General features: G+C 47.1%; 20 protein-coding genes and 1 other annotated feature. Of the genes, 1 reads left to right on the top strand and 19 read right to left on the bottom strand.

The window, feature by feature from the left end; genetic code table 11:
• Window positions 1–124: 124 nt before the first annotated feature.
• The 3 genes from QP794_RS16200 to lspA all read right to left on the bottom strand — a co-directional run bounded on the left by QP794_RS16200 (window position 125) and on the right by lspA (window position 2958).
• The gene (locus tag QP794_RS16200; RefSeq protein ID WP_285078069.1) at window positions 125–1378 is read right to left on the bottom strand and encodes an LL-diaminopimelate aminotransferase; all 1254 of its coding nucleotides are present in this window, start codon (window positions 1376–1378) and stop codon (window positions 125–127) included.
• A gap of 109 nt (window positions 1379–1487) precedes the next feature.
• Window positions 1488–2471, bottom strand: a complete 984-nt coding sequence (locus QP794_RS16205; RefSeq protein WP_285078070.1) for an RluA family pseudouridine synthase — start codon at window positions 2469–2471, stop codon at window positions 1488–1490.
• A complete protein-coding gene (gene lspA, locus QP794_RS16210; RefSeq protein WP_024628399.1) occupies window positions 2464–2958 on the bottom strand; it encodes a signal peptidase II in 495 nt (164 codons plus the stop codon). The genes QP794_RS16205 and lspA overlap by 8 nt, the downstream gene beginning before the upstream one ends.
• Window positions 2959–3178: 220 nt before the next feature.
• On the opposite strand from lspA, the gene QP794_RS16215 reads away from it, so the two are divergent.
• The gene (locus tag QP794_RS16215; RefSeq protein WP_285078072.1) at window positions 3179–3916 is read left to right on the top strand and encodes a TraR/DksA C4-type zinc finger protein; all 738 of its coding nucleotides are present in this window, start codon (window positions 3179–3181) and stop codon (window positions 3914–3916) included.
• 12 nt (window positions 3917–3928) lie between these two features.
• On the opposite strand, the gene QP794_RS16220 is transcribed toward QP794_RS16215, so the two are convergent.
• From QP794_RS16220 to murA, 16 genes are all read right to left on the bottom strand, one after another.
• Window positions 3929–4282: a DUF5665 domain-containing protein gene (locus QP794_RS16220; RefSeq protein ID WP_024628401.1), complete on the bottom strand. Its 354-nt coding sequence runs from the start codon at window positions 4280–4282 to the stop codon at window positions 3929–3931.
• 228 nt (window positions 4283–4510) lie between these two features.
• A complete protein-coding gene (ileS, locus tag QP794_RS16225) occupies window positions 4511–7609 on the bottom strand; it encodes an isoleucine--tRNA ligase (protein ID WP_285078073.1) in 3099 nt (1032 codons plus the stop codon).
• A gap of 337 nt (window positions 7610–7946) precedes the next feature.
• Window positions 7947–8238, bottom strand: a binding site (T-box leader).
• A gap of 58 nt (window positions 8239–8296) precedes the next feature.
• Window positions 8297–8806 carry a DivIVA domain-containing protein gene (locus QP794_RS16230; protein ID WP_024628403.1) on the bottom strand — a complete coding sequence of 170 codons (510 nt, stop codon included), beginning with the start codon at window positions 8804–8806 and terminating at the stop codon, window positions 8297–8299.
• A gap of 241 nt (window positions 8807–9047) precedes the next feature.
• Window positions 9048–9830 (bottom strand): YlmH family RNA-binding protein, encoded by a 783-nt coding sequence (locus QP794_RS16235; RefSeq protein ID WP_285078074.1) that lies wholly within the window; start codon window positions 9828–9830, stop codon window positions 9048–9050.
• Between the two features lie 16 nt (window positions 9831–9846).
• On the bottom strand, window positions 9847–10116 hold the full coding sequence (locus QP794_RS16240; RefSeq protein WP_024628405.1) for a YggT family protein: 270 nt from the start codon (window positions 10114–10116) through the stop codon (window positions 9847–9849).
• A 7-nt stretch (window positions 10117–10123) separates the two neighbouring features.
• Window positions 10124–10591, bottom strand: a complete 468-nt coding sequence (locus tag QP794_RS16245) for a cell division protein SepF (protein WP_024628406.1) — start codon at window positions 10589–10591, stop codon at window positions 10124–10126.
• Window positions 10582–11283 (bottom strand): YggS family pyridoxal phosphate-dependent enzyme, encoded by a 702-nt coding sequence (locus QP794_RS16250; protein ID WP_285078077.1) that lies wholly within the window; start codon window positions 11281–11283, stop codon window positions 10582–10584. The genes QP794_RS16245 and QP794_RS16250 overlap by 10 nt, the downstream gene beginning before the upstream one ends.
• Before the next feature lie 6 nt (window positions 11284–11289).
• Window positions 11290–12183, bottom strand: coding sequence for a peptidoglycan editing factor PgeF (gene pgeF, locus QP794_RS16255; protein ID WP_285078078.1), 894 nt, complete (start codon window positions 12181–12183; stop codon window positions 11290–11292).
• Window positions 12184–12234: 51 nt separating this feature from the next.
• On the bottom strand, window positions 12235–12624 hold the full coding sequence (locus QP794_RS16260) for a YlmC/YmxH family sporulation protein (RefSeq protein WP_236642200.1): 390 nt from the start codon (window positions 12622–12624) through the stop codon (window positions 12235–12237).
• Between the two features lie 194 nt (window positions 12625–12818).
• Window positions 12819–13601 carry an RNA polymerase sporulation sigma factor SigG gene (gene sigG, locus QP794_RS16265; RefSeq protein ID WP_024628410.1) on the bottom strand — a complete coding sequence of 261 codons (783 nt, stop codon included), beginning with the start codon at window positions 13599–13601 and terminating at the stop codon, window positions 12819–12821.
• Between the two features lie 111 nt (window positions 13602–13712).
• On the bottom strand, window positions 13713–14435 hold the full coding sequence (gene sigE / locus QP794_RS16270) for an RNA polymerase sporulation sigma factor SigE (RefSeq protein WP_017687308.1): 723 nt from the start codon (window positions 14433–14435) through the stop codon (window positions 13713–13715).
• A gap of 11 nt (window positions 14436–14446) precedes the next feature.
• Window positions 14447–15427: a sigma-E processing peptidase SpoIIGA gene (gene spoIIGA, locus QP794_RS16275; RefSeq protein ID WP_285078307.1), complete on the bottom strand. Its 981-nt coding sequence runs from the start codon at window positions 15425–15427 to the stop codon at window positions 14447–14449.
• A gap of 251 nt (window positions 15428–15678) precedes the next feature.
• Window positions 15679–16791 carry a cell division protein FtsZ gene (gene ftsZ, locus QP794_RS16280; protein WP_094937304.1) on the bottom strand — a complete coding sequence of 371 codons (1113 nt, stop codon included), beginning with the start codon at window positions 16789–16791 and terminating at the stop codon, window positions 15679–15681.
• Between the two features lie 151 nt (window positions 16792–16942).
• Entirely contained in the window at window positions 16943–18226 is a 1284-nt protein-coding gene (gene ftsA, locus QP794_RS16285) for a cell division protein FtsA (RefSeq protein ID WP_285078086.1), read from the bottom strand.
• A gap of 292 nt (window positions 18227–18518) precedes the next feature.
• On the bottom strand, window positions 18519–19286 hold the full coding sequence (locus tag QP794_RS16290; RefSeq protein WP_079349611.1) for a cell division protein FtsQ/DivIB: 768 nt from the start codon (window positions 19284–19286) through the stop codon (window positions 18519–18521).
• Between the two features lie 58 nt (window positions 19287–19344).
• Complete coding sequence (murA, locus tag QP794_RS16295; protein ID WP_079349612.1) at window positions 19345–20628, bottom strand: UDP-N-acetylglucosamine 1-carboxyvinyltransferase; 1284 nt, start codon at window positions 20626–20628, stop codon at window positions 19345–19347.
• Between the last annotated feature and the right edge of the window lie 16 nt (window positions 20629–20644).

Consider the following 20644-nt stretch of genomic DNA (forward strand, 5'->3'; position numbering starts at 1 on the left):
TTTAATCATATGTTGCTTATATAGTTTTGTAAAGGGATTACAGGAAGAATTTATAATTTTTTGCATAAAAAAGAGACCGTTTCCGGTCTCTTTTAGCTACATATTATGATAATGTGAACTTAAATTAAAATTCGAATTGCACGTCGCTCAGGCGGCGTTTAATTTCAGCGATAACACGTTTCTCTTCTTCTTCCCCTTTAGCTTCAAAGGTAACGGAGAAACGGACAAAGTTACCGGCATCATCCCAAGGAACCGAAGAGATCAGTTTCTCACGGATCAGGAACTGGGAGAAGTCTTCGCCGGATTCAAAGCGGCGGCCACCCACAATCCCTTTTGGTGCTTCAACATACAGGAAGAAGGAACCTTTAGGTTTCTCAGCCTGGAAGCCCAACTCGTTCAGTGCAGCTACCAGCAGGTCATGACGACGGGAATATTTCTCCGCGATTTTTTCCGTGATTTCCGGATGGTTCAATCCATAGGCAGCAGCCTTCTGGATCGCGATGAACTGACCGGAGTCATTGTTGTCTTTCACGTCGCTGAATGCTTTTACAACAAGCGGGTTACCTGCTACAAAACCAATTCTCCAGCCTGTCATGTTGTAGGACTTGGACAAGGAGTGAAGCTCTACGCCAACATCCTTCGCACCAGGTACGGACAGGAAGCTGAACGGTTTTGTGCCGTCATATGTCAGTGCTGCGTATGGAGCATCATGCACAACGACAACGCTGTATTTCTTCGCCCATTCAACCACTTCCGTAAAGAACTCCACCGTTGCACTCGCACCCGTTGGGTTATTCGGATAGTTCAGATAGAGCAACTTCGCACGTTTTGCGATATCTTCCGGAATGGCCGTCAGGTCCGGCAGGAAGTTGTTCTCCTTGGTCAATTGAATGTTGAATACTTCCCCACCCAGGTATTTGGTGTGTGTACCCATAACCGGATATCCTGGCACTGTCATGATCGTTACATCACCTGGATTGATGAAGCAGGAAGGCATCATAGCCAAAGCCGGCTTGGAACCGATGGAATGCACGATTTCAGTTGATGGGTCGATACCCTCTACATTAAATACATTTTTCAGGTAAGCAGCAGCCGCTTCCTTAAATTCAGGGATACCGTTATCCGCATAACCACGGTTCTCAGGTTTGGAGGCTTGCTCAGCCAATGCATCTACGATGCCTGCATCTGCCATCTCGTCCGGTTCACCTACGCCGAGGTCAATCAGTTCTACATTGGGAAAATCTTTTTTAGCCGAAGCTTTGGCACGTTTGATTTTCTCGAATTTATAGATGTTGGTGTCTTTACCATAGTTGGAGCCGCCAATACGGTCGGCAAAATTAGTCTGAATGTACGTTTCCTGATATTTATCGATACTCATGATTTTGTTCATCTCCTCATTTGACGCAAATTTCTACACTTTAATATGAAGCATTTGCGCGTTCAAAACCATGGACAAATTATCCGAACATTTGTACTTTCTCGAGCTGTCAGCGACTACGCAATGAGGCCAGAACATCTTCCATATCCTGCGGAAGCGGCGCTGTAAACTCAAGGTATTCTCCGGTCGTTGGATGTACAAAACCTAGAATCGCAGCATGCAGAGCCTGTCCCTGCATTTTGATCCCTTTATTACGACCATACGTTGGATCTCCAACAAGCGGATGACCAATGAACTTCATGTGAACACGAATCTGGTGGGTACGTCCTGTCTCCAGCTTCAGTTCCAACAACGTGTAGTCATTGATGCGTTCCGTAACAGTAAAATGCGTAACCGCATGTTTACTGTTACGCTCTGTAACGGTGTACATTTTGCGATCATTGGTGTCTCGGCCAATCGGTGCATCAATCGTACCCTGATCGTGACTAAGATGCCCATGAACGAGTGCAATATATCGTCTATTCACACTATGCTCTTTGAGCTGAGCGGCCAACGAGGCATGAGCACGATCATTTTTGGCAGCCATAATCAGTCCTGATGTGTCCTTATCAATCCGATGCACAATACCGGGACGTAGCTCGCCGTTAATGCCTGAGAGATCTTTACAGTGATACATCAGTGCATTAACAAGTGTTCCCGACGTATGCCCTGGTGCTGGATGTACAACCAGGCCACGCTGTTTATTAATAACGATCAAATCACTGTCTTCATATACCACTTCAAGCGGAATGTCTTCAGCAATAATCTCCACAGTCGTCGGCTCAGGAATCAGAAGCTCTATCAGATCACCTTCAAATAATTTGGCGTTGGCTTTAACTTTAGCCCCATTCACCGTTACGAACCCGTCTCCGATCCACAATTGAACTTGAGAGCGCGATACATTATCCATGGATTCTGTAATATATTTGTCAATTCGTTCCCTATTATGTTCTGCGGCAACCGTCCATTCCATACGATCATTGCCATTCAAGAGTTCATCGTCATGCGTTGACGTATCTCCGTTAATTTGTTCTTCATTTTGCGATTTACTCATGATGTTCATTCCCTTCGACCTTTGCGGCAGCTTTCTCGCGCCGTCCTTCAAGCAGCGTTTCCACAATAATCAGTACCACACCGATACAGATCGCCGAATCGGCTATGTTGAAAATGGGAAACGTGTAGCTTCCAAAATTAAGCTGGATAAAATCGACAACCTCTCCGGTCAAAGCCCGATCCAGGAAGTTACCAATGGCTCCCCCAAGCACTAAACTAAGCGCCACGGGCAGCAATTTGTGCGGAGTATCTTTTACCTTTTGCAAATACCAAACCAAAGCCACCACGACTACCAGCGTAACCACAATAAAGAACCAGCGTTGATCCTGCAAAATACCAAAGGCTGCACCTGAGTTGCGATGTGATGTGATGACAAAGAAATTGCCAATCACCGGAATTTCATCTCTAAGTTCCATCCGGGTTGCAATTAGGAACTTCGTTCCCTGATCGACTAAAAATACGATAAAAGCGAGGATATAATACACCACGTTTGTTTGTCACTCCGTTCTTGTCTTTTCCAAACGATACCAGGCTTAACGCCAGACTTGTTCATTGTAGCACAGCTGTTTGGAAATCGTCCACGACGCGGTACGCCGCAGTCCGGATGGCAAAAACGATAACATTTCCCTTCTGTAATTCTGCACGAAATGGTACATCCTACAACAGAGACAAAAACCGGAGTCCACACAGAACAGAAAGGGGAAAACGATGTCACATTTCACTGCCAAACAAATGCAACTGTTACGTTCCCAACTGATAACCGAAAAGCGTGATATTGAACATAGACTGGAGCAAAACGAACATTATGGTCTTGGTGACTCCATGAAACTCCAGACAGGTGAATTATCACCGATTGATAACCATCCAGGTGATATCGCAACCGAGATGTATGAACGCGAAAAGGATATTTCGCTGCTGGAGCATGATGAATTTCAACTGGAGCGCATTGATTCTGCTCTGCATTCCATCAATGAAGGCCATTATGGGATTTGTGCCGTGTGTCAGCAGCCCATCTCTTATGAACGCATGCAAGCTGTTCCTTACACCAAGTACTGCAAAAAGCATCAACCCGAAACCGTTGTCTCCGAAAATCGTCCTGTCGAGGAAGAATTCCTCGCTCCGGCCTTTGGCCGCACAAGCCTAGATGAACGGGATGACCAGAACGGCTTCGACGGCGAGGATGCGTGGCAGATTGTTGAAAGTTGGGGTACCTCCAACACGCCAGCCATGGCTGAGGGACGGGACATCGACAGTTATGATGTTATGGCGATTGAAGCCACAGACGAAGTCGAGGGATGCGTTGAAGCATATGAGAGCTTTGTCGCCACCGATATCTACGGTCATGATGTGTCCATCGTGCGCAATCGGCAATATCGACAGTATCTGGAGAACCGTGAAGGCGAAGGTCTGTTAGAACCGGATTTCGATTCGGACGATTCGTATTGATCACTTGACTGACTAATATGTGTTTAACTCCAGCTGTCGTTGCACAATTCGCACAATATCTGCAATGTAATCACCTACAATGGGCAGATTAAGAGCCCCAAGAACCTGTAACACATAAATGATCGTGGCTGCAAAAAAAGTGAACCCGATTGCGATCCCCACGCCACGTGCTGCTCCGGACAACAGATTAAGTCCAATCAGCTTCCATGGCCGGTTCAGCAATTCTGTGTACTGCGCGATCCGCGAACGTTCGAGTTCATTGGCAAGCCGGTTGGTGAGCGTATGAAGTTCTTCAATTTTGTCCTCTGCATTCTTGGAATGCGTGGATTCTGAATTCAATGGTGATCGGCTATCCTGTTCGTTCATAATTTACTCAGTTCCTTTGATGTATATAGAGTGTCTGCACAATAGAAATCATTGCCCATTTGCTGAAAAACCAAACGAGCCAGGACACAGGATTCTTCTCCTGCATCTGAGGCTCGTTGGCATTTCTGTCTCTATATACTGTCCTATTTGAAATAGAGTTACTCTGTCTCCGTTAAAGTCTGACAAAGTAACCTTTCTCCAGGACCGCCTTACGTGAAAATTACTGTATTACCCCTCGATATATACACCGATGGCTTTGCCTCCGGCTTCAATTCGTTGCATCGAATCATTTGTTCCGAAGGTTACTTCGGTAACGAGCACATTCTCACGCAGCACATGATCAAAGGCCTGAATCGCTGCTTGAAGAGCAGCGTCCACATCCAGCGTCAAACGTACTCTTTTCTCAATTGGCAGATCCAGCTTCTTCCGTGTATCTTGAACTGCACGAATGACTTCACGGACCCAGCCTTCCTGTTCGAGTTCTGCAGTGATCTCCGTATTGAGAGCTACCGTCAGACCATAGCCGGATGCTGAGGCAAAACCGGATTTGGCTTGTTTCTCCACCAGCAATTCTTCACCCGTCACTTGCAGCTCCTCACCTTCCGGAGAAACGACGTTTAGCACATCCTCTGCTACCACTTTACGAGTCTCATCCGCTGACATTCCCTTGAAGAAGTTCTGCAGGAAGCCTACGTTTTTACCGTATTTTTTGCCTGCTACTTTCAAATTCAGCTTCAAAGTAAAATCAACGAAGTCCGCATCATCATGCTCGGTACGAATACTTTTGACATTGATCTCATCCTTGATGATCTCTTCATAACTTGCCAGATTGAAACCTTTATCCAGAGAAACGATCAGTTCGGACAACGGTTGACGAGTCTTGATGCCTGTTTCGTTACGAACGTTACGGGCGAGTTCAACGATTCGGCGAGCTGTCTCCATATCCTGCTCCAGATCCAAATCAATCAACGCTTCATTGGCAACCGGATAATCATCCATGTGCACACTTTCACCAGTAGTCAGATTCAGATAGATATCTTCTGCAAGCATCGGTGTGAACGGAGCCACGAGCTTGGCTGTAGTTACCAGCACTTCAGTCAATGTACGGTAGGCGTCCAGTTTGTCTTCTGTCAATCCGCTGCCCCAGAAACGGTCACGGGAACGACGGATGTACCAGTTACTGAGCTCATCCACAAATGCTTCGATAGCTTTGGAAGAGTTCAGGTAGTCGTTAACAGCCAGCGCTTTTTCTACAACGAGAATCAGGCTGTTCAGTCTTGATAAAATCCAGCGATCCAGGTTGTGTGAAGACAGCTTGAACGGATGCTCCTGTGGATCAAATCCATCAATCGTAGCATAGAGCGTCAGGAATGCATGGGTGTTGACCAGCGTATCCACCATTTTGGATTTCGCTTCGCCCACGATGCCTTTGGAGAAACGCTTGCTGTTCCATGGTGCGCTGTCAGACAGCAAAGCCCAGCGGAATGCATCTGTACCGTATTCTTCAATCACTTCCCATGGATCGATAACGTTGCCTTTGGATTTGGACATCTTCTGTCCATTCTCATCAAGAACGTGTCCTGTTGCCATAACTGCTTTGTAAGGCGCTTTGCCTGTCAAAAGTGTAGATACGGCCAGCAAGCTGTAGAACCACCCGCGCGTTTGGTCAATTCCTTCACAGATCATATCTGCCGGATATTGCTGTTCGAATATTTCTTTATTTTCAAATGGATAGTGCTGCTGGGCAAACGGCATGGAGCCGCTGTCGAACCAGACATCGATCACTTCGGGTGTACGCTTCATTTCATATTTGCCACAAGAGCTCATGACTTTGACGTCATCTACATACGGCTTATGCAGTTCCAGATTCTCTGGCACGTCGCCAATCGCACGGGCACGCAGTTCAGCGATGCTATGCGGGGCGAATTGTTCACCTGTCTCTTCACACACCCAGATGTTCAGTGGCGTTCCCCAATAGCGGTCACGGCTGATATTCCAGTCTACGAGATCTTCAAGGAACTTGCCAAAGCGACCATCACGAACGTGACCTGGATACCAGTCTACTTCACTGTTATTGGCGATCAGTTGATCCTTGATTGCTGTTGTTTGGATAAACCAGCTGTCCATTGCATAGTAGAGAAGCGGTGTATCACAACGCCAGCAGAACGGATAGCTGTGCTCATATTTTTCTTTGCTGAACAAACGTCCTTTTTCCGACAGGTATCTAACGATATCAATATCGCAATCCTTCACAAAACGTCCGGCAAAATCAGTTACCTGCGGCACAAACTTGCCTTCCAGGTCCACCATGTTCACAAAACTGATGCCATTCTCACGACATACACGATAGTCATCTTCACCATGAGCAGGTGCCATGTGTACAATCCCTGTACCGCTTGCATCAGTTACAAAGCCTGCGCCCAGGATGATGTTTGCTTTCTCAGCCTGCACGTAGTTGAACGGAGGATCATACGTTTTACCAACCAGGTCTGACCCTTTCAGGGAACCGATCACTTCATATTCACCTTTGGCGTCCTTCATAACCTTCTCAACCAGATTGGTCGCCATGATATACACTTCGTTGTCCTGACGAACACGGGAGTAATCCATATCCGGGTTCACGGCCAACGCAACGTGTGATGGCAATGTCCAAGGCGTCGTTGTCCAGGCAAGCACAAATTCGCCGCTGTCATCCAGCTTGAATTTGGCCGTAGCACTGAGGTCCTTGACGTCCTTGTAGCCTTGCGCCACCTCATGGGAGCTAAGTGTAGTCTGACAAGAAGGACAGTACGGACTCACACGATGACCGCGGTACAGCAGGCCTTTTTCATGAATCGTCGCCAGAATGTTCCACACACTTTCGATGTAATTGTTGTCGAGTGTGATATACGGATTATTCATGTCCGTCCAGTAGCCGATCCCTTCCGTCAGATCACGCCATTGTTGCTCGTATTCGAACACGCTCGCTTTACATTCGTTAATGAATTTCTCCACGCCGTAATCTTCGATTTCCCACTTGTGGGAGATGCCGAGCTTTTTCTGAACACCCAGTTCTACAGGCAAACCATGTGTATCCCAGCCCGCTTTACGAACGACGCGGTAACCCTTCATGGTGTTATAACGTCCTACGAAATCCTTGATGACCCGTCCGAGTACGTGACCGATATGCGGTTTACCGTTGGCCGTTGGCGGTCCCTCGTAAAATACGAAGTTCGGCTTGCCTTCCCGGTTTTCGATGGATCTTTTGAATGTATTCTCGGTTTTCCATTTGTTTAACACGCGTAGTTCTCTGGCGCGTGCTTTCTCTTTGACGTCAACTCGTTGCATGATTATCTTCCTTTCAACTGTGTTAGATTGTGGACCGTCCACAAAAAGCGTTTCAATCCCCCTAAATCCCCCTTACCAAGGGGGACCCCATAGGCGCTCCGCCCTCTGGACACCCGGGATGGGTTGTCTTTGGCGGGACTGCGGCGGCGTTTGCGAAGGTGTGTATGTTGGAGTCGGCCCTTTTGCGGCTGTCCCCTCCGGGAACGCCGCCGGGCCTTACTACGTGGGGGGAGCTGCCGGACGCTTCGCTTCTCCGGCGTGGGCTCTCTCCTTGAGGCACCTTCGGGCCTCATGGGCGTTCGCTGCTTTTTTTGGACACAAAAAAACCTCATCCCTGGAAAGGGACGAGGTTATACTCGCGTTACCACCCTAATTCTGTTCATCACAAACCACATCCAATATAAATTGGGTATGCTCTGTCATCAACAGCGCTTATGCCCCGCTTCACTACAGCAGGGTGCCGATATAACGTTCGGCTCACGGTTTCGCTTACACACGGCAACTAATTCACCGCTTCAGCGTCACTTCTCCGGGGAGATATTCGGCTATAACTCATCCATTGGCTTGCACCAAACGCCAACTCTCTGAGGGATGAGATCATAACGTACTGAACCCGTCATGGAATCACTATTCATTATGAATATAGTTATAGCCTCTTTACAGGTAAAAGTCAACCAGGCGGATAGACTAATAAATTTCCTTCATTTCCCGCTCACGGTCACGGACTTCCTGTTCCCGGCTCTCCAGCGCTTCCCAACCATCCTGAGTCAGCAGTTCGAGCTGTGCTTCCACAAGTGTACGGAAACGGGCACGGTAGATGGACGCCTGCTTTTTCAGCTCTTCGACTTCCAAAGCAATTTTGCGTGATTTAGACAATGATTCGTTTATGATCCGGTCCGCATTTTTCTCGGCTTCCTTCACGATCAACTGTGCTTCTTTTTTCGCATTGTTCTTCACATCATCCGCAGCTTCCTGCGCAATGATAATCGTTTTGCTCAGCGTCTCTTCAATCGTTGCAAAATGATCAAGCTTCTCCTGTACGGACAGCAACTGATTGCTCAGCTCTTTGTTTTCGCGAATGACGCCTTCGTAATCTTTGATGACTTGATCCAGGAATTCATTGACCTCATCCTCGTCATACCCGCGCAAGCGTCGGGAAAATTCCTTGTTGTGTATGTCCAGCGGCGTTAATGGCATGCTGTCCACCTCCTGTAAAAGTTCCTTCCCGGACGAGAAGGTTTGCAGCATATGGGTTCCACCCAAGGGGCCGTATATGAGATGCCCAATCCTGGCAACTAATACGGAATGCAGGATCAGACTCTGATCCTTTAGCGATCATATCAACCTTTGCACTTTAATGTATATCGGAAACACCGAATGTTTTTTGCACCTTTACCTTAAACATTTCGACAAGAAAGCGGGTTTTCCTGCAACACACTTAGGCAAATTTGCCGATTTTTACGCGACAGCGTCCCTTTTTGGTCAACCCCTCCTGTTCCAGCACCTTGAATCGACCAAAACCTTGAATGGAAACCACGTCGCCGGCTTTTAGTGATTTGGACGGATCTTCCTCCACTTTCCAATTCACACGACAGCGACCGGCCTTGATCGGGACCAGAACTTTACTGCGACTAAGCCGATACACATCTGCACAGATGCCATCCAAACGCAGGGAAGCCACGGTAATATCCATCGTCTCCAGTTTACTTTGGGACCATTTCAGCTGATCCAATGCCAGTAGCTCTGTAAACACATGTACCCGGTGCACCTGGTTCAATTGAAGCGATAAAAAAGCGCCGGTTTCCGACGCCACCACCGTATGGCACCCGTCCTCCAGCACTTGAATATCACCGATCTTGCCACGTTTCATGCCAAGCCCGAGCAGGGCACCCATATAGTCCCCATGCTCCAGCTCTTTAATCTTCTGATCGTCAGACGTAATGCTCATCACCTGCATACCCATATCTTCATCGTCCAGATACCGATAATCCGGTGCAATCAGCGCCCGCTTACGTTCAGCTGTTTCATAACCACCATCCAGACGAATCTGTACATCATCTCGACGGTTAACAAGTGTTTGTAAAATAAAGGCCTGTCTGGGATCAAGAAAGTCAGTTAGCTTCATGTCATGAAACTTGCCTGCACGTTCAACCCAGTCTGAGGCTTTATCCACAAAATCCCGCTCGTCATGACTAAAATGCTCGTAAATTTCACCGCTCATCTATGTTCACCCTACCCTAATATACAAAGTATCGGAGGATGGAGATCAGCCCATTAAGCGCAAGTTGCAGAACGATTAACGCCACAATCGGTGAAATATCCAACATACCGAACAAAGGCGGAATAAATCGACGGAAAGGTCTTAGGTATGGTTCCACCAATTTGCCTAGCCATTCACCGATGAAGCTTTCCCGTGCGTTGGGAAGCCATGACATCAATATGTAGACAATGACCATGTAAAAATAAATCTGGTATAGCGTGTACAATACAACTTCAACCTGTTGCAAAAGTGGCTCACCTCATTCTGTTATAATCTTGCTCGCTGTCAGCCAGTATTTCCGTAATTGCTCCCTGAATTTCAACCGTATCTGGCGTACAGAGAAAAATGTTGCCACCAATTTTTGAAATACCGCCGCCCAGTGCATATACTGTGCCACTCAAGAAATCAATGACGCGCAGTGCCTGATCCTGACGCACTCGCTGCAGGTTAACCACAACTGTACGATGGGAGCGCAGATGGTCAGCGATCTCCTGTGCTTCGTCATAAGAACGCGGTTCATAAAGGACGACTTTAACATTTTTCTGGGAATGAATGCTCACCACATTATTCCCCCTTTGGTTTCTACGTTTATCGAGACTTGAGGTTTCAGCTTCCTGTTGATCAGGATCATGTTCCTCTTGTGCCGCCATACGCTCACGTTCCACAATTTCTTCCTCTTCCTGTAGCCCGAGGAAATTCATAAACTTATTCATTACGCCCATTGTGAACCCTCCTCTTTTCCTACGAGAATCGATCCAAGCCGAACCCAGGTTGCCCCTTCTTCAATCGCCACTTCAAAATCATTGGACATGCCCATCGACAACTCGGCTAATGGCTCTGCCGTCAGAGCTTGTCCATTCAAATGGTCTCTAAGCTCACGCAGTCCGCGAAATACGGGACGTGTAAGCTCCGGATCTTCCTCATGGGGTGCCATGGTCATCAAACCGATGACCTTCAGGTTGTTGAACGAACTGATTTCACGTAAAAAAGAACTCGCCTGTTCAGGCTGCAAGCCATACTTGCTTTCTTCACCCGAAATATTCACCTGCAATAGTGTTTCCACCTGGATGCCAAGAGACGCCGCCTTTTTATCCAACTCCTTGGCCAGGGACAAACGATCCAGTGAATGTATGTAACGGAATTTACCGATGACGTCCTTCACCTTATTCGTCTGTAAATGACCGATAAAATGCCAGGTACCTTGCTGACCGAATGCTTCCCATTTCGCCTGTGCATCCTGCCAGCGGTTTTCGCCAATATGCTCAAGACCGTGGTCCAGTACAGCTCCCGTTGTTTCAAGTGAGACGTATTTCGTGACAGCAATCACATTCACATCTTCACGTTGACGGCCACTGCGCTGACACGCGGCTTCGATCTTCTGATTTACCAGTTGTATACGCTCCTCCAATGACACAGAGGGTCACCTCTCTTCCAGCCCAATCCAGCTCGCCATTCTCCCGGTAATGCCATTTTCTTTACGATATGAGAAAAACAGCTCGGGATTGCAGCTTGTACACCAAGTTGTACATTCGATATGATCCGGCAATATTCCTGCTTTCATCATAATGTGTCGATTGCATTCTTTCAAGTTTAACATCGTTTTGCCATTTCCGGCTGGCCGATATACTTGATTTGATGCAGAGTTCTTGTATTCATCATTACCCGAGGAATGATCCAGCCAAACCCGTACATGCTGCATAACCGCTTCATCCACTTCATAACAGCAATCCCCAATTGAGGGACCAATTGCAGCACGGATATCCTGTCTGCGACTTCCATATTCCTGCTCCATCTTTTCAACCATCGATTCGGCTATACCGGCAACTGTACCTTTCCATCCCGCATGAGCAAGCCCCACCGCCTGTTGTACGGGGTCATAGAAATAAAGGGGTACACAATCTGCATAAAAGGAAGTCAGCAGCACACCTGGCACATTGGTGACCAAACCATCCGTATCCTGCAATGCAGACTGCCGATCCAGCAAACCTTTGCCCCGATCATCAGCGGTAATTACAGTTACATGTTTCCCATGTACCTGTTCTCCACAAGTCCAGGATTCCAAAGGGAAACCCAACTTTTCAGCTACAAGTTTACGATTATGTAGCACGTCAGCCGGATCATCCCCTACATGATAGGCACAGTTGAGACTGGCGTAAGGCGCGCTTCCGACACCACCCTGCCTTGTCGTAAAACCGGCTTTCATATGCTTAAACTCCAGTTTCCACGGCTCCACATATAATAACAACGGGTCAGGACCCAAATTAGAGCTCTGGCTTCCTGACCGTATTTCCTTATCCAAAATAAACGGTTCCATCCTCTCACCTCACAACTTCCAGTGTACCAAATGAACCCCGTTCTGTCTCGATTATATCGTTCGGCGCTGGCTGCGATCTAGCCGTTCGATTCGTTCCACCCGGTCCATGCGGTTGTTCTGTTCGTCATACAAGCGGGCTTCACGGTCGCGCTCATCATAGGTAGTTTCCTTCATTTCATCCATTTTAACCAAAATGACATCCGAACCGATCTTCACAATGTTTCTCCATGGGATAATCAGATCCGTTCCCCCGCCGAACAGCCCCATAAAACGACTATAACCCGGCACAACAATCGCTTCGATTCGTCCCTGTTTCAGATCCAGCTCCAAATCACTAATCTGACCCAGTCGTTTGCCATCCGTAATGTTAATAACATCTTTGGTTTGAAAATCCGAAATTTTCATCCCGCTACCCACCGGTTCACCTGTGTTCACTTTCATATGGTCCCGCCCCCCGATTAATCCGCTTCTGCCCGTTCTCCGCTTCTATACAATATATGTTTCATACGCGAAAAATGTCCTCTTTTTCAGAGGAAACTGAACAAATTCACTTCCACTGGTGTCGAAATGCAAAAAGCAAAAAGACGATCCAAGGAATATCTCTTTCCTTGAATCGCCTCCTGGCTTGCCCCTTGTTACGACTTCACATGTTTCTGCATTTGTTGTATCGCTGATTTCTCCAGACGGGATACCTGCGCCTGGGAAATGCCAATTTCATCAGCCACTTCCATCTGGGTTTTCCCTTCGAAAAACCGCATCGACAGAATCATTTTCTCCCTTTGACCGAGACGGTGCATCGCTTCACGCAGTGCAATTTCCTCAATCCAGGACACATCCTTGTTTTTGTCATCACTGATCTGATCCATTACATAAATCGGATCTCCACCATCATGATAGATCGGTTCGAAGAGCGAAACCGGGTCCTGAATGGCATCCAATGCAAAAACCACATCTTCCTTCGGTACGTTCAGTACCTCAGAAATTTCGAATATCGTCGGTTCACGAGAGTTTTTATTCGTCAGGCTGTCACGCACCTGAAGTGCTTTATAAGCAATGTCCCGCAAAGAGCGAGATACCCGAATGGGGTTATTGTCGCGCAGGTATCGACGGATTTCACCGATAATCATCGGCACCGCGTAGGTTGAAAATTTGACATTCTGGGATAAATCAAAATTATCAATGGCTTTCATCAGGCCAATACATCCAACCTGGAACAGATCATCGACAAACTCTCCCCGATTGTTAAAGCGCTGAATGACACTGAGTACAAGACGCAGGTTGCCATTCACTAATTTCTCTCTTGCTGAGCGATCATGGTGTTGCTGAAGGGAATGAAACAATTCCCGCATTTCTGTGTTGGTGAGGACAGGCAATTTTGCGGTGTCCACGCCACAAATCTCGACTTTGTTTCGGGTCATCGTGATTTACCTCCCAAGGAGAAACATTAATGTACATTATCTCCGGGGCAGGCTTTTTTATTCGCACTTGGCATCCTTGCCATTAATACCCATTATGAAAAATGATCCTGTTCAGACCATCTTGTTGAACTCCTTACGGAGTCTTTTAATGATTCTTTTTTCGAGACGGGAGATATAGGATTGGGAGATTCCAAGCAGATCGGCGACATCTTTTTGTGTCTTTTCTTCCCCATCCGTCAGCCCAAAACGAAGCTCCATAATCATTCGTTCCCGCTCTGTTAATTTTTCCAATGCCTTATGCAAAAGCTTCCGGTCTACCTGTTCTTCAATATTCCGATAGATTGTATCGTTCTCTGTACCGAGTACATCGGACAATAATAGTTCATTTCCATCCCAATCAATATTGAGTGGTTCATCAAAAGAAACTTCTGTACGAATTTTGCTGTTACGTCTCAGGTACATCAAAATTTCATTTTCGATACAACGGGAAGCATAGGTAGCCAGCTTAATTTTCTTTTCCGGGTCAAACGTGTTCACCGCTTTGATCAATCCAATCGCACCGATAGAGACGAGATCCTCGATATTGATACCTGTGTTCTCGAATTTGCGCGCGATGTATACCACCAGCCGCAGGTTACGTTCAATCAACATGGCACGAATCGCCGAATCGCCTGAAGACAGCTTTTGCAACAAAAATTCTTCTTCTTCACGTGTTAATGGGGGCGGTAACGCCTCACTGCCTCCGATATAATAAATCTCTTCACTTTTTAAACCAAGCAGAAATAATAAACGATAGTACTGCAGCTGCGCCACCAGTTTCCATTTTACAAGCATGTACGTTCCTCCTATACCACATTCAGCGGCTTTTCTGTTGCTCCCGCAGAGATAGCCGTAGACTGCGCAGAAGCGGCGTCTTGCACAAGCTCAGGGTGAATCACGGCCTGGTATTTTCCATCGGATGACAGTACGCCCCCGTCCAACCCTATTAATACCTTTGTCGTCTCATAACACATCTCATCCATCGTTACCTTCACCCGGTCTGGCTTCATCGCCAGCATAAACGCAGTTCCTTTGTTAATACCTCGATAAGGTACCAGCCTTAAACGATCCTGCCAGTGAAAATCCTCCTGATCGAGCTCCATGATAAGGTTGTCCGGCGCCTCATCCTTCAACCTGCCCTTCCATGCAGCAGGCAGCATGTCTTGCCATAACGATACCTCCATGACCATGACGGGCATTCGTGAGAGGGGATCTGTGAGTTGATTTCCTGTATCCAGAAGGCCTGTACAAGAAATAGTCACCTCGTCAATTAAAACCTCTACTTTACCCAAGTACGTTGTCATTCGGTCTGTTTTACGTTTCGAGCTCTGCACGGCTTTGAATAAAAAAAGCACGGCAAAAAAGACGACAAACGTGAACCAGAAGGCGATTTTCAGATCAAATGACATCCCACCCGATGCTGTAAACCATATGCCGTTGAACAATTCCCCGGAGCTTTGGAGCATGTAATGTACACCCAGAATTCCTCCGGCGGCGACAAAATTGATCACATAGAAGGTGCCCAAAGTCCGTATAAATGCCTGAAGACCCTTAAACCCAAATGCAATACTCAGCATCACCAGAGACAATCCAAACTTGATCAAAAAGGTGAACATAAAATCAAACTCCGGCACAAACATCATGACGACGTACAACGCACCGACGATCGCGGACAGCAACCATCTCCACCAGACCAGCTTCGTTTTGCGCATCCAAGCCGTCAAGCCGATGAGTGCACCGTCAATACACAGGTTCGTCAAAAAAATAAGATCCACATAAACTACCACATTCTTCACCTGCCTGCGCGCAGCATATCGAAATAACGTTATCCGATATTCATGAGCATATTCACAAGTATAAGGAGCGCACTTTTCAAAGTCTGTCTAATCATGGGGGGACCCTTTCAACTTTTTTTGTCGGAATTACTCAGGCCCCTTGTTCAGAATTTGTTCAATGATGTGTGATAAAATGTAAAAAAATAAAAAGACCCGGTGGCTCCATCAGGAGTACCGGGTCTTCATTTAAATCGATTAACGTATTAATCGTTATTATTATTGCGTGAACGATTGCGCAAAAATGTCGGAATATCCAGCTGATCACTGCTCGGCTGATTTCCAAATGGACGCAGGTTCGGCGAACGGTTATCCGCAGGCTCACTTGCTGGAGTCGGTTTACGTCCAGGTGGTGGTGAAGCAGGTTTATCTTCAAAGCCAGTCGCAATGACCGTTACTTTGATTTCCTCCTTCAGATCCTCATCAATGATCGCACCGAAGATCATGTTTACTTCCGGATCGGAAGCGGACGTAACGATCTCAGCTGCTTCATTAACTTCATACAGGGACAGGTTAATGCCACCCGTAATGTTCATGATAACGCCGCGTGCACCTTCGATGGACGTTTCAAGCAAAGGACTCATAATTGCTTTGCGTGCTGCTTCTGCTGCACGGTTCTCGCCAGTCGATTCACCAATCCCCATCAGCGCAGATCCACGCTCGTGCATGATCGTTTTGACGTCTGCAAAGTCAAGGTTGATCAGACCCGGTACTGCAATCAGATCGGAGATACCTTGTACCGCTTGACGAAGCACGTTATCCGCTTGGCGGAATGCTTCTAGCATTGGTGTCTTTTTGTCAACAATCTCAAGCAAACGATCATTAGGAATGACGATCAGCGTGTCCACTTTTTCCTTGAGAGCTTCAATACCTTGCTCTGCATGGCTGGAACGTTTACGTCCTTCAAATGTGAACGGGCGAGTAACCACACCAACGGTAAGTGCGCCACACTCTTTGGCGATTTCGGCAATCACCGGAGCCGCACCTGTACCCGTACCGCCGCCCATACCGGCTGTCACAAATACCATGTCTGCACCTTTCAAGGTATTCATGATCAAATCGCGGGATTCTTCCGCAGCTTTTTTACCTACATCCGGGTTGGCGCCAGCGCCAAGACCACGGGTTAATTTATCACCGATTTGCAATTTATGCTCGGATTTTGCCAGGTGTAATGCCTGTGCATCCGTGTTCACCGTAATAAATTCTACACCTTGTACACCATTTTCAATCATTCGGTTGACTGCATTGCTTCCGCCGCCGCCTACACCGATGACTTTAATTTGAGCCAAGCTCTCCATCTCGAAATCAAATTCCAACATATTATTCCATCTCCCCCTCAATGTGCATGGATGGCCCGTCCAATTTTTGATTTGAACCGAATCAATTTCATATATCGACGAACGAAAGCGTTTATTTTAGAACCAGCGCATTCAAACGGCTTCAAGAATTGTATGAAATAGATCCAACCTGTTATATAAATTCACTAAACATATTTTTCAGCCGTTCGAACAGACCTGGTTTCTGCTCCGATTCCTGGGCCGTATTCGGCTTAGGACGGTTGGTCGGTTTTTTGTTATTATTGTTGTTATTATTATTTCCACCGCCGTTGTTGATCGAGGGACGAATACGCAAACTGCGGATTACACTGTGCAAAATACCGACACCGCTTGTAAAGCCCGGGTCACGCACACCAATATAATCCGGCACCGCAACTCGTACCGAAGCAGCAAGCTCATGCTGAGCTACCTGCAGAACACCCGGCATAGAGACCGTACCTCCCGTTAGTATATAACCTCCCGGAAGATCATTGTAACCAAGACGCTTCACTTCTTGAGAAATCATCTGGAATATTTCCTGAACCCTAGGTTCGATAATAGCCGCCAGATCCTCTTGAGAGAACTCCTTGTCTACATTGCTGCCGATCCGTGTTACTTTGAACATGACATCCGCAGCCGCGTCATCCAGCCATGCGCAGCCATATTTCAGTTTTACCTTTTCGGCTTGATCTGTTAATGTGCGCAAACCATAGGCGATGTCATTGGTTACAAACTCCCCGCCAATAGGCAGGGTTGAAGTTGCAACGAGACTGTCTTCTTCGAAGATGGCGATGGTTGTAGCCCCTGCTCCGATATCAACCAGCACGGAACCCATCGTTTTTTCATCTTTGGACAAAGCCAGCTGACCTGCTCCAAGTGACATGAGTACCAGATCACTTACTTTCAGACCCGCTTTTTCCACGCAGCGCAAAAGATTATGTATCGCGGTTTTTGCACCCGTAATGATGGTCGCCTCCACTTCCAGACGAACACCAATCATACCACGGGGGTCCTGAATGCCCTCCAAGCCATCTACAACATACTGCTTGGCTACAACATCAATAATTTCCCGTTCCGGTGGGACCGCAATCACTTCGGCTGCTTTCAACACCCGCTCCATGTCTTCTTCTCCGATTTCACGATCCTCGTTAGACACTGCCACGACGCCGTGACTGCTCATCAGTCCGATATGATTTCCCGAGATTCCAACATATACTTCGGATATTTGAATACCTACCATACGTTCTGCATGATCCACTGCATTGCGGATCGATTGCACCGTCTGATCGATATCTACGATTACACCTTTGCGAATTCCCTCCGAGTCGGCAGATCCAACTCCAATAATATTAAAGGTTCCATTATTCATTTCCCCAATAATAGCGCGAATTTTGGATGTACCGATGTCCAAACTAACAATGATGTCATTGTTGCTCAAGTCTGTGGCACCTCCTGACTCCAAATAGTAAAATACGTTCGGGTTTAAACACTCTTAAAACATATTCAACACACTTTAGGCTTTCCCTCTTTTTTCTACAATTTTTTTGGGTGCCAAGATCTGGTTGTGAGACATAAAACCTTGAAGAAAAAAGAAGGAGGCAACTTAGGTGCCATATTCAAGTGTATCATTTTTTCTTCGTCTCAGAAAGAACAACTTTCACTGGATAAGAGGGGCTAAACCCCGATCCCGCCTGGTTTTGAATGCAGCTTAACCGAATTAAAGGCGGAAATCAGGGAGTTGCTCCTGGTTCAGCATCTTCTTCCGGGTTATCCGGAATGAAAGGCACGTACGTATCGGCCTCCAGCATCGTGATTTTCCCTGGCCGTTCCGTCTCAATGACCTGGTTGAGATACTCTACCTTATCGGACAATAGAGAAACGGTTGTAATCACTTCAAACTGTGACTTGGTATACATCCGAATCTGATCCGGGAATGAAGGCGTAGGATTCGGAATAATCTCTGAAATATCCGTTGTTAGTTCATTCGGGATCTTGGCCAACGCTTCACTCAGCTTGGCCTTGAGCGGATCATCAGCCTTCCATTGGGTTAATATAGGTTTCTCTACGGCAACTCCAATGGTGGCAGGAACCGTTAAGCTTGTCCCGCTTGCCAGTATGGCTTTTAGCGTACCGTCAGAACCAAGTTCATACGCAACCGTTGGATATTCCTGCACCTTGATAAGAATAGTACCCGGAAATTGTTTATCCACAGTTACGGTTGATATAGCCTTGATCGTTTTCAGTCGCTCGATCACATCAGCCGAGCTTGTCCCAAAAAACTGTTCGCCCTCCTTCAGACCGCTTTTCTCCAGCAGTTCCGAAGTTGTTGTGTATACATTACCCGTAATCTCAATTGCCGAAATCCGACTCATCGAAGAACGAAAAAAAAGTACAGCAAGTAATACAATAAAAAGAAGTAATAGAATAAAAACAATTTTACGGCTTGTGTTTCGTTTGGGCCGATTCTTCTTCAGAACCGGAATTTGGCTTTTAGGCATAGGTCGCGCTCCACAAAGCCTCCGGTCCCCTTCCCTTAAGAAGGGGACTCAAAGGACGTTAATTGGCAAAATCCAGCTGCTTCGAAACGGGGGACTGTCGCTCAACCGAAGCTCCCAAACTCTGAAAGAGCTTCTCGATACGATCGTACCCTCTATCAATATGATGCACTTGCTCCACAACCGTTTTTCCCTGGGCAGCAAGGCCAGCAATGACTAATGCTGCACCTGCACGCAGATCGGTTGCTTCCACTGTAGCCCCGTACAAACGGGGAACGCCACGGATAAATGCTGCATTCAGGTCTACCGAAATATCGGCACCCATGACATTCAGCTCATCCACATGTTTGAACCGACCCTCGAATACCGTTTCCTTCATCACACTAAAACCGTCTGCCAGACTGAGCAGCACCATAATTTGCGACTGCAGGTCTGTTGGGAATGAAGGATACGGAGAAGTCACAATGCGGTCTACTGATTTGGGACGGCTCATACAGCTCACCGTCATTATATCATTGCAGACTGTGATTTGAACACCAGTACGCTTCAACACATGTATAAGGGAAGTAAGATGGGCCGGATTGCAGTGTGTAAGCGTTACATTCCCTCTCGTTGCTGCGGCCGCAATCATCACCGTTCCAGCAACGATCCGATCCGGTATAATTTCATAAGAGCACGGCTTGAGTTTCTCCACACCACTAATCGTAATCGTATCCGTTCCAGCACCGATAATTCGTGCACCCATCGCATTCAGAAAATGCTGCAGATCCTGTATTTCTGGTTCTCTGGCTGCATTAAATATCGTTGTTGTACCCTCAGCCGTAACGGCAGCCATCATAATATTTTCTGTGGCTCCTACGCTGGGGAAATCCAGATGAATATCTGTACCCACCAGCTTACGCCCACGGCAAATGATCTGCTGATCCAGCTCTTCAATCGAAGCTCCGAGCGCTTCCAGGCCCCGAAGGTGAAGATCAATTTTGCGTTCCCCGATAGCACAGCCACCTGGCTGGTATACGGATACTTGCCCAAACTTAGCCAGCAATGGTCCCATTAAAAAAATGGAAGAACGCATCTGTTTCATGAGATCCTCAGGCACATCATATGACCGGATGGACGACGTATCTATCGTCACTGTTCCCTGTTCATGCCGACACGTGCATCCAAGTCGTTCCAGGATATACAGCATCACTTCGATGTCCAGCAAGTGCGGAACGTTGTGCAGCGTAATTTCTCCGTCTGCCAACAAACTTGCGGCCATGATCGGTAAAGCTGCATTTTTTGCTCCATGGATGCGTATGGATCCTGAGAGGGGTTTCCCGCCTTCAATCACCAATTTGTCCAATGTATCACCTCCGGGG

Source organism: Paenibacillus sp. UMB7766-LJ446 (genome assembly GCF_030226665.1).
In the GTDB taxonomy this organism is placed as follows: Bacteria; Bacillota; Bacilli; order Paenibacillales; family Paenibacillaceae; genus Paenibacillus; species Paenibacillus vandeheii.